This is a genomic window from Streptomyces sp. NPDC008238, from assembly GCF_042956445.1.
In the GTDB taxonomy this organism is placed as follows: Bacteria; Actinomycetota; Actinomycetes; order Streptomycetales; family Streptomycetaceae; genus Actinacidiphila.
Genome location: NZ_JBIBGK010000002.1, coordinates 561,082 through 573,016 on the forward strand (window position 1 = coordinate 561,082; position 11,935 = coordinate 573,016).

The following is an 11,935-nucleotide window of genomic DNA, read 5'->3' on the forward strand; positions in this document are numbered from 1 at the left end:
ACGTCCCGTCCCGTCCCGCAGACGCACACGGGCCCGCCCCCCGGAGGGAGCGGGCCCGTGTGCGTGCCTCCGTCGAGGAGGCGGGGGGATCAGCCCTGCAGGATGGCGCGCGCGAGGCGGGCCGTCTCCGACGGGGTCTTGCCGACCTTGACGCCGGCGGCCTCGAGGGCCTCCTTCTTCGCCTGGGCGGTGCCGGAGGAGCCGGAGACGATGGCGCCGGCGTGGCCCATGGTCTTGCCCTCGGGCGCGGTGAAGCCCGCGACGTAGCCGACGACCGGCTTGGTGACGTGCTCGGCGATGAAGGCCGCGGCACGCTCCTCGGCGTCGCCGCCGATCTCGCCGATCATGACGATCAGGTCGGTCTCGGGGTCGTCCTGGAACGCCTTCAGCGCGTCGATGTGGGTGGTGCCGATGATCGGGTCACCGCCGATGCCGACCGCCGAGGAGAAGCCGATGTCGCTGAGCTCGTACATCATCTGGTAGGTCAGCGTGCCGGACTTCGACACCAGGCCGATGCGGCCGGAGGTGGTGATGTCGGCCGGGATGATGCCCGCGTTCGACTGGCCGGGGGTGATCAGGCCGGGGCAGTTGGGACCGATGATCCGGGTCTTGTTGCCCTTGCTGCCCGCGTACGCCCAGAAGGCGGCGGTGTCGTGGACGGCGATGCCCTCGGTGATCACGACCGCCAGCGGGATGCCGGCGTCGATCGCCTCGATGACCGCGTCCTTGGCGAACTTCGGCGGGACGAAGATGACGGTGACGTCGGCACCGGTCTTCTCCATGGCCTCGGCGACGGAGCCGAAGACCGGCACCTCGGTGCCGTCGAAGTCCACGCTGGTGCCGGCCTTGCGCGGGTTCACGCCGCCGACGATGTTGGTGCCCGAGGCGAGCATGCGCCGGGTGTGCTTGGTGCCCTCGGAACCGGTCATCCCCTGGACGATGACCTTGCTCTCCTTGGTCAGGAAGATAGCCATGATGTGGTGACCTGTCCCTTACTTCGCAGCCAGCTCGGCGGCGCGCTCGGCGGCGCCGTCCATGGTGTCGACCTGCTCGACCAGCGGGTGGTTGGCGTCGGTCAGGATCTGCCGACCCAGCTCCGCGTTGTTGCCGTCCAGGCGGACGACGAGCGGCTTGGTGACCTCCTCGCCCTTGGACTTCAGCAGCTCCAGGGCCTGGACGATGCCGTTGGCGACCGCGTCGCAGGCGGTGATGCCGCCGAAGACGTTGACGAACACGGACTTGACGTCCGGGTCGCCCAGGATGATCTCGAGACCGTTGGCCATGACCTCGGCGGAGGCGCCGCCGCCGATGTCGAGGAAGTTGGCGGGCTTGACGTTGCCGTGGCCCTCGCCGGCGTAGGCGACGACGTCCAGGGTGCTCATGACGAGACCCGCGCCGTTGCCGATGATGCCGACCTCGCCGTCGAGCTTGACGTAGTTCAGGCCCTTGGCCTTGGCCGCGGCCTCCAGCGGGTTGGCGGCGGCGTGGTCCACCAGCGCCTCGTGCTCCGGCTGGCGGAAGTCGGCGTTCTCGTCCAGGGAGACCTTGCCGTCGAGCGCGATGACGCGGCCGTCGGCGACCTTGGCGAGCGGGTTGACCTCGACGAGGAGCGCGTCCTCGGAGAGGAAGGTCTTCCACAGGGTCTGCAGGATCTCGACGACCTGGTCGGCGACGTCGGCCGGGAAGGCCGCCGCCTCGACGATCTCGCGGGCCTTCTCCGGGGTCACGCCCTCGATGGCGTCCACCGGGATCTGGGCGACGGCCGCGGGGTTGGTGGCCGCGACCTCCTCGATCTCCATGCCGCCCTCGACGGACGCGATCGCCAGGAAGGTCCGGTTGGCGCGGTCCAGGAGGAAGGAGACGTAGTACTCGGAGGCGATCTCCGGGGCCAGCTCGGCCAGCATCACCTTGTGGACCGTGTGGCCCTTGATGTCCATGCCGAGGATCTGGCCGGCCTTGACGACCGCGTCCTCCGGGTCCGACGCCACCTTCACGCCGCCGGCCTTGCCGCGGCCGCCGGTCTTCACCTGCGCCTTGACGACAGCCTTGCCACCGAGTCGCTCCGCGACCTCGCGCGCCGCCTCAGGCGTGTCGATCACTTCACCGGCCAGCACCGGTACACCGTGCTTGGCGAAGAGGTCCCTCGCCTGGTACTCGAACAGGTCCACGCGCGTCCGTCCTTGGTAATCGCGGGTTCGTTGTCTGCGTGCGTGCCGGGGGCGGTCGTCGCTGACGTCTTCGTAACGAACCATGCGAACGGTCGTACGGGGGGCGCACACGTCGGCCGAGCACGCGGCATGTCCGTCTCGCAGGTTATCGCCGCGCGGGCGGCACGAGTAAATCGGAGATGGTGCGAGAGCGGTGAGAACGGTCACAGACCAGCCGAACGGGCGGCTTCCCGTGACGCCGGGCGCGGGGCCGGGACCGGGCCGAACGGCGCTCCGGCGGGGCCCGCGGCGCCGCCCCGGGGACGCGTCGTTCACCGAGGGTGACCAGGCCGCTCCCGCCGACCCCGCCCCCGCGTCACCCGCCGGGGGCGGCGTCGGGCACGGGCAGCGGGCGCTTCTCGATGGCGGCCGCCATCACCTCCGGGAAGAGGTCCGGGGTGCAGGCGAAGGCGGGCGCACCGAGCGCAGCGAGCGCCGCCGCGTGCGCGCGGTCGTAGGAGGGGGCGCCCTCGTCCGACAGTGCCAGCAGCGCGACGAACTGCACACCGGACGCCCTCATCGCGGCGACCCGCTTGAGCATCTCGTCGCGGATGCCGCCCTCGTACAGGTCGCTGATGAGGACGACGACCGTCTCGGCGGGCCGGACGATGAGGGACTGGCAGTAGGCCAGCGCGCGGTTGATGTCGGTGCCGCCGCCGAGCCGGGTGCCGAACAGCACGTCGACGGGGTCGGCCAGATGCTCCGTCAGATCGACGACCGCCGTGTCGAAGACGACGAGCCGGGTGTCGATGCTGCGCATCGAGGCCAGCACGGCGCCGAAGACGGACGCGTGGACCACGGACGCCGCCATCGAGCCCGACTGGTCGACGCAGAGCACCACGTCCTTGCGCACCGCCCGCGCGGCGCGGCCGTGGCCGACCAGCCGTTCGGGCACGACCGTGCCGTGCTCGGGCAGGTAGTGCCGGAGGTTGGCACGGATCGTGCGGTCCCAGTCGATGTCCCGGTGCCGGGGCCGCCGCACCCGGGCCGAGCGGTCCAGCGCGCCGGTGAGGGCGGCCCGGGTCCGGGTGGCCAGGCGCCGCTCCAGGTCCTCCACGACCTTGCGGACGACCGCCCGGGCCGTCTCCTTCGTCGTCTCGGGCATCGCCTTGTTCAGCGAGAGCAGCGTGCCGACCAGGTGGACGTCGGGCTCGACCGCCTCCAGCATCTCGGGTTCCAGCAGCAGCGCGGACAGCCCGAGCCGGTCGACGGCGTCGCGCTGCATCACCTGCACGACGCTGCTGGGGAAGTAGCGGCGGATGTCCCCCAGCCACCGGGCGACCTGGGGCGCCGAGCCGCCCAGCCCGGCGCCGCGCGTCGGCGGTGCCCCGGGGCCGCGCGGGGTGGTGCCGTACAGCGCCTCCAGCGCCTGGTCCATCGCCGTGTCCCGGCCGGTGAGGCGCCGCCCCGTGCCGTCGGCGGGGCCGCCGCCGAGCACCATCCGCCAGCGGCGCAGCCGCTCGTCGGCGTCCACGCCCGGGCCGTTGCCGGTGTCCGTCATGCGTCCTGTCCCCCGTCCTCTCCGCCGGGCCCGAGCAGCAGCCGCACGGTGGACAGCGCCGCCTCCGCCCGCTCCTCGTCGAGCCGCGGGGCGAAGCCCGGCAGGCCCTCCCCGGCGCCGCCGTCCGCTCCCCCGCCTCCCGGGCCGCGCCGCACCAGCTCCCCCACCGTGCGCCGCACCCCCGGGTCGAAGCCACCGAAGGTCCGCCGCAGCAGCGGCAGCACGTCGTCGAAGGCGGCCGCCGGCACCGCGGACAGCCATCCGTCGACCAGCGCGAGCAGCCGCTCGTCGTGGACCAGCAGCATCCCGCCGCCCGCGAGGAAGCCCTCCACCCAGGCGGCGGCCTCCTGGGGCGCCGCGGCCCGGGACAGGGCGAGCCCCATCAGCCGGGCCACCTCTCCCGGCTCCAGGCGCGCGTCGTCCAGGAGCAGCCGCGCGGCGCCGCCCCGCAGCAGTCCCGGTACGCCGCGGTCGCGCACGGCCAGCTTCCGCAGCGCGCCGGCCCAGCGCTCGCGCAACGCGTCGTCGCCGAGGAGGAGCAGTGCCTGCTGCACCTCCGTGACATGGCCGCGCATCTCGTCGGCGCCGTCCGCGTCGAGCCCCGCGCAGGCCGGCGGGAGCCCGACGCAGACCCGCTCCGCGAGTCCTTCGGCGACCCCGCGCAGGGCCCCGGCGTCCGTGCCCCGCACGTCTCCGTAGCGAAGGGCGCGGACGAGCGACGGCAATGCCTGGGCGAGGTGCGCGACGTCCGCGTCGAGCGCGGCGCGGTCGGCGAGCACCCGCATGACCGTCGGCAGCGCGTCCGGCAGCCCGGCGAGCAGACAGCGTTCGGCGAGGCCCGTCACCTCGGCGAGGGTCCGCGCGTTCACCGCCGCGTCCCCGGCCCACGCGGTGGCCGCGGACTCCACCGTGGTGCCCCACACCCCGGCCTCCGCGACCGCCACCGCGAGTTCCGGCTCCCAGCGCAGCCGCCAGCTCTCCCGGAAGGTGCCGGTGGCGGCCGTGCGCGACCGGCTCGGCTCGCCCCAGCCGACCCCCAGCATCCGCAGCCGGTGCAGCAGGCGGCTGCGTCCGGCGTCGGTGTCCTTGCGCAGGTCCAGGTCCACTTCCTTCGCCAGGGCCTCCGGCTTCATCCGCAGCCTGCGCTGCTCGCGTGCCAGGTCGCGGGCGAGGGGCACCGCGGGCGCGCCCTCCGGGACCTCGCCCAGCACGTCCCCCACCACCAGCCGGTCCCGGATCAGCGCCAGCGGCACGTCCGACCCGTCGCACATCACCGCGCGTACCGCGTCCGTGGTCTCGCCGAGCCCGGGCAGCGGGCGGCCGCGCAGGGCCGCGAGCGTGTCGGCGAGCCGTACCGCCTCGATGACGTGCGCGGAGGAGACCGGGAGGTCCTCCTCGCGGAGCAGACCGGCGACCTTGGTCATCCACCGGGCGACGGGCCGGTCGGGCGAGGTGAACAGATGGCGGTACCAGCCGGGCGAGTCGATTCCCGCCCCGTAACCCGCGGCCCGGGAGAGCCTGCGGTGCGTCCAGGGCACCCAGGTGACCTCCACCTTCGCCTTGGGCAGGCCCTTGAGCAGGGCCCGGTCGGCGGTGACCCCGCCCGTGCGGGCGAGGGCGGGCACGTGCCATGCGCCGCACACCACGGCCACCCGCTCGTGCGCGCGGCGCGCCTCCCGTATCCGCAGCCGCATGTGGGCCTCGCGCACGGTGTCCTGGGGGTGTCCCCCGTCGCCGTAGGTCTCGCGCAGCGCGCCCACGGCCTCGGCGAGCGCGCCGAACGCGGCCAGCGGATCGCCGTCCCCCTCCCCTTCACCCCGCCCGTCCCGGCCGCGGTGCTCGACGGCGTCCTCCCACCAGCGCTCCGGGTCGTCGTGGCCGGCCGTCCGGGCCAGTACGGCGAGCGGGTCGATCCGCGCGTCCGCCGCCCCGGGCTCCCCTGCTCCCCCCTCCCCTTCTCCTCTTCCTACTCCTTCTCCTTCTTCTCCTTCCTGCGGTCGCTGCGGCGCGTCCTCCTCGTCCCGCAGCAGGAGAGAGTGCGCGGCCGGCAGGTCGATGAAGCGGACCGGCACCCCGCGACCGGCCGCCCAGCGGATAGCCGCCCACTCGGGGGAGAACTCGGCGAAGGGCCAGAAGCCGGCCCGGGACGGCTCGTCCACGACGTGGGCGAGCAGCGCGACGGGCGGCCGCATCCCGGGATCGGCGGCGAGCCCCAGCACCGCGTCCGCCTCCGGCGGGCCCTCGACGAGCACGATCCGCGGCTCCAGCAGCTCCAGCGCGGCCCGCACGCCGCGGGCCGACCCGGGGCCGTGGTGCCGCACCCCCAGCAGCGCCACCCCGTCCACGGCGGTCACGGCGTCACCTCGCGGCAGGCACGGTAGAAGTCCTTCCAGCCCTCCCGCTCGCGGACCACGGTCTCCAGGTACTCCTGCCAGGCCAGGCGGTCGGCGGCCGGGTCGCGGACCACCGCCCCGAGGATGCCCGCGGCGACGTCCCCGGCGCGCAGCACGCCGTCGCCGAAGTGCGCGGCCAGGGCGAGGCCGTTGGTCACCACGGAGATCGCCTCGGCCGTGGAGAGCGTGCCGGAGGGCGACTTCACCTTCGTGCGCCCGTCGGCCGTGACCCCGCCGCGCAGTTCGCGGAAGACGGTGACCACCCGCCGGATCTCGTCTGCGCCCTCCGGGGCGGCCGGCAGCTCCAGCGAGCGTCCGAGCTGACCGACCCGGCGGCTGACGATGTCGACCTCCTCCTCCACGGTCGCCGGCAGCGGCAGCACGACCGTGTTGAAGCGCCTGCGCAGCGCGCTGGAGAGGTCGTTGACGCCGCGGTCCCGGTCGTTGGCGGTCGCGATCACGTTGAACCCGCGCACCGCCTGGGTCTCGGTGCCCAGTTCGGGTATCGGCAGCGTCTTCTCCGAAAGGATCGTGATGAGGCCGTCCTGGACGTCCGCGGGGATCCGGGTCAGCTCCTCCACCCGGGCGATGCGCCCCTCGGCCATCGCCCGCATGACCGGGCTCGGGACCAGTGCCTCCCGGCTCGGGCCGCCGGTGAGCAGCCGGGCGTAGTTCCACCCGTAGCGCATCGCCTCCTCCGGGGTGCCCGCGGTGCCCTGCACGAGCAGCGTGGAGTCACCGCTGACGGCCGCGGCGAGGTGCTCGGAGACCCAGGTCTTCGCGGTGCCCGGGACGCCGAGCAGCAGCAGTGCCCGGTCGGTGGCGAGGGTGCTGACCGCGACCTCCACGATCCGCCGCGGACCCACGTACTTGGGGGTGACGGCCGTGCCGTCGGGCAGTACTCCGCCGAGGAGGTAGGTGGCGACCGCCCACGGCGACAGGTTCCACCGGGCCGGGCGCGGCCGGTCGTCGGCCGCCGCGAGAGCCTTGAGCTCATGGGCGAACGCGTCTTCGGCGTGCGGCCGGAGTGCGGTGTCCACGGACATGGTTCTCCCCTGTTCTCCCATGGAGCGGATGACGCGGACGCCCCGTCAGCCCCCGCGGGACGTCCGCGTTCCCACCATCGCGCACCCCACTGACAATCCCGTTCCACCGTCAGGAAGCCGCAGCTCGGACCGGTTTGTCAGTGCCTGCCCGTAGCGTCGTGGCCATGGACGGGATGGACGGACAGCGGACGGAGCGGTGGACCGCCGACCAGGTCCTGGCACTCGCGCCCGACGCGGCGTCGCGCGCGGCCGGGAAGGAGCTGGCGGCGGCTGCCCGCTGGTCCGGGACGGGGAGTTCGGGCACGGCGGTGTGGGGGCTGTGCGCGGGCGGCGGCGCGGCGTACCGGGCCGTCGTCGACACGGCGGGGCCCGCCTTCGGGTGCAGCTGCCCCAGCCGCGCGTTCCCGTGCGAGCACGCGGTCGCGCTGCTCCTGCTGTGGGCTGGGGGCGAGGTCGGGCCGGCCGCGCACGGGGGTGGCCGGCCCGGCTGGGTCAGCGAGTGGCTGGACGCGCGCGCCGCGCGCGGGGGACGGACGGAGCCGGGCGGGCACGCGAGGTCCGGGGGCGACCCGCAGGCGGCGCGCAGACGGGCCGAACGCCGGGCGGGGCGGGTGGCCGCCGGGGCCGGCGAGCTGGAGCGGCGGCTGGCGGACCTGCTGCGGGGAGGCCTGGCGGGCGCGGAACGCGAGGGGTACCGGCAGTGGGAGGAGACGGCGGCGCGCATGGTGGACGCCCAGGCTCCCGGGCTCGCCTCGCGGGTGCGCGAACTGGGCGCGGTGGCCGGCTCGGGGGGCGACTGGCCGTCCCGGCTGCTGGAGGAGACGGCGCTGCTGCACCTGCTGGCCCGGGGCTGCCTGCGGCAGGACGCGCTGCCCGCACCCTTGGCGGCCACCGTCCGGTCCCGGGTCGGTTTCACCGTGGACTCGGCGGAGCTCCTCGCCGGGCCCAGGGTGCGCGACCGCTGGCTGGTCCTGGCGCGGCAGGACACCGCCGACGACCGTCTCACCACCCGCAGGACCTGGCTGCACGGGGAGGCCACGGGCCGGACGGCACTGCTGCTGTCCTACGGCGCGGCGGGACGGCCACCGGAGCCGGCGCTTCCGGTCGGCCTCGGCCTCGACGCGGAACTGGCCTTCCACCCGGGGGCCGGCCCGCTGCGGGCGGCGCTCGGGCCGCGACACGGCGCGCCGCTGCCGAGCCGCGTGCCCCCGGGCGTGCCGGTCGCGGCGGCGCTCGACGCGTACGGGCAGGCCCTGGCCGGCGATCCGTGGCTGGACGCCTGGCCGGTCGTGCTCGCCGGTGTCGTGCCGATACCGGGTGGCACGGGCTGGCAGGTGGCGGACGCGGACGGGAACGACGCCGTCCCGGTCGCGGCGGCCGGCACCGGGACCGCAACGGGACTGTGGCGCCTCGCCGCGGTCTCCGGCGGCCACCCGGTGACCCTCTTCGGCGAACTCGGCCACCAGGGCCTGCGCCCCCTCACCGCCTGGCCCGGCCCGGACATCCAGCCCGTACCGCTGACGACCTGATCCCACCCGGAAGCCCCCCCGCCCGCGCACGTGCACACCACGACGAAGGAGGACCGATGACGACAACCTGGACCGACCTGGTCGGCACCGCGCTCCTCGGCACCGACCGCAGGGGCGGCACGCCCGGGGAGCTGCTGGACTCCGCCGCGCTCGCCGTCCTGCGGCGCCGCGCCGGCGCGCGGCCCGCCACGGCGGGGGTGCGGCCGGCCGCGGCGCCCCACGACCCGCGGCCGCCGCTGCCCGAGGCGGCCCGACGGAGGCTGTCCCTGGCCCTGGCGGACCGCTCGGTCGGCGGCGGGGGCGGCCGGCGCGGCGCCGCCCCCAACCTCGCCGAGCTGCTGCCCCAGTGGCTCGGCGAGGCCAACGCCCGCGGCTGGGCGGCCCCGCCGGAGCTGCTGCCCGCGCTGCTGGACGCCGCCCGCGCGCGCACCGACCTGCGGCCGGACGCCCTGGCCCTGGCGGGACCGCGCGGACTGTGGCTGGCGGAGCTGAACGCGGACTGGCGGTTCGCGCTGCGCGCCGGGGCGCCCGGCGTCGTGCCCGACACCGCCGACCCGGAGGCCGTGCGCACGCTCTGGGAGGAGGGCCTGTTCGCCGAACGGGTGGCGTTGCTGGCCCGGCTGCGGGCCCGCGACCCGGGCCGCGCGCTGGAGCTGCTGCGCTCGGGATGGGCCGCCGAGCGCGCCGAGGACCGGCTGATGTTCCTGGACTCGCTCCGCGAGGGCCTGTCGCCGCAGGACGAGCCCTTCCTGGAGCAGTCCCTCACCGACCGCAGCCGCAATGTGCGGGCCACCGCCGCCGAGCTGCTGTCGGCCCTGCCCGGCTCCGCCCTCGCCGCCCGGATGGCCGTACGGGCCAGGACCTGCGTCGCCTGGGATCCGGCGGCCGGCCGGATCGGCGTGGAGGCGCCGTACGAATGCGACGCGGCCATGGAGCGCGACGGCGTGGTGGCGATACCCCCGGCCGGCCGCGCGGAGCGGGCGTGGTGGTTCGGCCAGGTGGTGGACGCGGCGCCGCTCGCCACGTGGCGGGATCGCTTCGGCGGCCGGACACCGCAGGAGGTCATCGCGCTGCCGGTCGCCGACGACTGGCAGCCGGATCTGCACGCCGCGTGGTGCCGGGCGGCGGTGCGCCAGGGGGACGCGGCCTGGGCCCGTGCCCTGCTGGGCCCCACCCCGGCCCCCGCGGCGGCGGTCAGCCCGGTCGGGGACCCGGCGAAGCTGCTGTCGATCCTCCCCGCCCCGGAGCGGGCCGAGTGGGTGGCCCGCTTCATCGAGGCGCACGGCCTGTCGGAGGCGTTCCAGATGCTCGCGGTCTGCGCCGTGCCGTGGGCCGGGACCCTGGGGGCGGCGGTGGTGGACGCCTTGGACATCGCCCGCGACGCGGGCAGCTACCCGTGGAGCTTCAGCGGGGTGATGGGCCTGGCCGAGCGCTGCATGGACCCGGCGGAGGCCGACCGGGCGGCCCCACTGGCCGCCGTTCCCGCGGAGTCCGCCGACACCTCACCGGGCGCCGGGGCGTACTGGGCGGAGGCCTTCCAGCGGCTGGTCGGCACCCTGCGGCTGCGGGCCGCGATGCTCGCGGAGCTGGCCTGAGGGGGGCGGCCGGGCATCAGCCGACGGGGGGCGGCCGGGGACCGGCCGGCGGGGTGCGGGACGCGGCCCGCACCCCCGCGGCGACCGTCAGGCCTCGGCCGGATGGCGGATGTTGTCGTTCACCCAGGTGACGACGTCACCGGTCGAGGTGCCCGGGGTGAAGATCGCCGCCACGCCGAGCTCCCTCAGCGGGGCGATGTCGTCCTCCGGGATGATCCCGCCGCCGAAGACCTTGATGTCCTCCGCCTCACGCTCGCGGAGCAACTCGATCACCTTGGCGAAGAGCGTCATGTGGGCACCGGAGAGGATGGACAGGCCGATGGCGTCGGCGTCCTCCTGGATCGCGGTGTCCACGATCTGTTCGGGCGTCTGGTGGAGACCGGTGTAGATGACCTCCATGCCGGCGTCCCGCAGCGCCCGCGCGATGACCTTCGCCCCGCGGTCGTGACCGTCCAGGCCCGGCTTGGCGACCACCACACGGATCGGTCCGGACACTCCCATCGCTGCCTCCATACACGATTGCTGCGCTCAGCGGGCACATGTGTGAACGAACGTTATCGCCAGCATCCCCCGTGCGGACAGTTTCACGAAGGGCCCCGAGGGGGAAATCACACATGGGACACGTTCACGTTAGAAACGCGTTCGGCCCGTGGTCGTCCTCCGTTCAGCAGGCGACGCGGGCCGTCGCGTTCTCGGCGCACGGGGGACAGGGCCGTCTCCGTGTGCCCACGGGAGGTAGGCCATGGGCGTCCTGTCTTTCGGTGTCGGAGACCGCTTGGTGCGCCAGGCGGCCTACGTACGAGCCGCGGCGATCGAGATCGCCATCCTGACCGGTCATGTCTTCCTCTACCCGACCGGAATCTTCCAGGAACGCGGGCCGCAGCCGGCGGTCGGTGACTCCGAGGAGCCGCCCCGTCTCCCCACCGCGGGACGGAGCCATCCCCCGGTGCTCCTGCTGCACGGCTTCGTGGACAACCGTTCGGTGTTCGCGATGCTCCGCCGGTCGCTGCGGCGGCACGGCTGGCCGCATGTGCAGGCGCTCAACTACTCGCCGCTGACCTGCGACATCCGTACGGCGGCGGCTCTCCTCGGACGCCACGTCGAACAGATCTGCGAGCAGACCGGGCACCACCGGGTGGACATCGTGGGCCACAGCCTCGGCGGGCTCATCGCCCGCTACTACGCCCAGCGCCTGGGCGGCGACACGCGGGTGCGCACCGTGGTCACCCTCGGCACCCCGCACGCCGGGACCCGGGCCGCGCCGCTGCTGAACCCGCACCCGATCGTCCGCCAGATGCGGCCGAACTCCGACCTCATCGAGGAGCTCGCCAAGCCCGCGACCGGCTGCCGCACCCGTTTTGTGGCGTTCTGGAGCGATCTGGACGAGCTGATGAGCCCGGTCGAGGCCGCCCGCCTGGACCACCCGGACCTCATCGCGCGCAACGTCCACGTCGCGGGGGTCGGCCATCTGACGATGCCGGTCCACGCGGCCATCGCCGCCGGCATCCGGCAGGCACTGCTCGGCGAGGAGCTGGCGTCGGGGGCCGTGGACGCCGCGTGACGGCCTTGCCCCCATAAGCATCGAAAGGCCGTCGAACACAAGGCATCGGGGATACCGAGATCCCGCCGAAGATTGTGGGCGTCGCCCGCAGGGGGATACAGTC

Annotated in this window: 9 protein-coding genes; 3 read left to right on the forward strand and 6 right to left on the reverse strand. The window is 74.8% G+C overall.

The annotated features are described in order from the left end of the window. Positions 1-89: 89 nt before the first annotated feature. The 5 genes from sucD to ACFZAU_RS07480 form a co-directional block, all read right to left on the reverse strand. Positions 90-974 carry a succinate--CoA ligase subunit alpha gene (sucD, locus tag ACFZAU_RS07460; RefSeq protein WP_431960236.1) on the reverse strand — a complete coding sequence of 295 codons (885 nt, stop codon included), beginning with the start codon at positions 972-974 and terminating at the stop codon, positions 90-92. Positions 975-992: 18 nt separating this feature from the next. Next, positions 993-2,168 (reverse strand): ADP-forming succinate--CoA ligase subunit beta, encoded by a 1,176-nt coding sequence (gene sucC / locus ACFZAU_RS07465; protein ID WP_500464829.1) that lies wholly within the window; start codon positions 2,166-2,168, stop codon positions 993-995. Positions 2,169-2,523: 355 nt separating this feature from the next. Continuing rightward, positions 2,524-3,708, reverse strand: a complete 1,185-nt coding sequence (locus ACFZAU_RS07470; RefSeq protein ID WP_500551438.1) for a VWA domain-containing protein — start codon at positions 3,706-3,708, stop codon at positions 2,524-2,526. Continuing rightward, the gene (locus ACFZAU_RS07475; RefSeq protein WP_500551439.1) at positions 3,705-6,062 is read right to left on the reverse strand and encodes a DUF5682 family protein; all 2,358 of its coding nucleotides are present in this window, start codon (positions 6,060-6,062) and stop codon (positions 3,705-3,707) included. Before ACFZAU_RS07475 ends, ACFZAU_RS07470 begins: the two co-directional genes overlap by 4 nt. Beyond that, entirely contained in the window at positions 6,059-7,147 is a 1,089-nt protein-coding gene (locus ACFZAU_RS07480) for an ATP-binding protein (RefSeq protein WP_500551440.1), read from the reverse strand. The genes ACFZAU_RS07475 and ACFZAU_RS07480 overlap by 4 nt, the downstream gene beginning before the upstream one ends. Positions 7,148-7,311: 164 nt before the next feature. On the opposite strand from ACFZAU_RS07480, the gene ACFZAU_RS07485 reads away from it, so the two are divergent. Continuing rightward, a complete protein-coding gene (locus tag ACFZAU_RS07485; RefSeq protein WP_500551441.1) occupies positions 7,312-8,676 on the forward strand; it encodes an SWIM zinc finger family protein in 1,365 nt (454 codons plus the stop codon). 56 nt (positions 8,677-8,732) lie between these two features. Beyond that, positions 8,733-10,271 carry a DUF5691 domain-containing protein gene (locus ACFZAU_RS07490; RefSeq protein WP_500551442.1) on the forward strand — a complete coding sequence of 513 codons (1,539 nt, stop codon included), beginning with the start codon at positions 8,733-8,735 and terminating at the stop codon, positions 10,269-10,271. Positions 10,272-10,358: 87 nt separating this feature from the next. Here ACFZAU_RS07490 and icmB read toward each other — a convergent pair whose 3' ends face one another. Next, the gene (gene icmB, locus ACFZAU_RS07495; protein WP_499606522.1) at positions 10,359-10,772 is read right to left on the reverse strand and encodes a coenzyme B12-dependent isobutyryl CoA mutase small subunit; all 414 of its coding nucleotides are present in this window, start codon (positions 10,770-10,772) and stop codon (positions 10,359-10,361) included. Positions 10,773-11,013: 241 nt separating this feature from the next. Between icmB and ACFZAU_RS07500 the strand changes: the two genes are divergently transcribed. Then, positions 11,014-11,832 (forward strand): esterase/lipase family protein, encoded by an 819-nt coding sequence (locus ACFZAU_RS07500; protein ID WP_499606521.1) that lies wholly within the window; start codon positions 11,014-11,016, stop codon positions 11,830-11,832. Positions 11,833-11,935 lie beyond the last annotated feature (103 nt).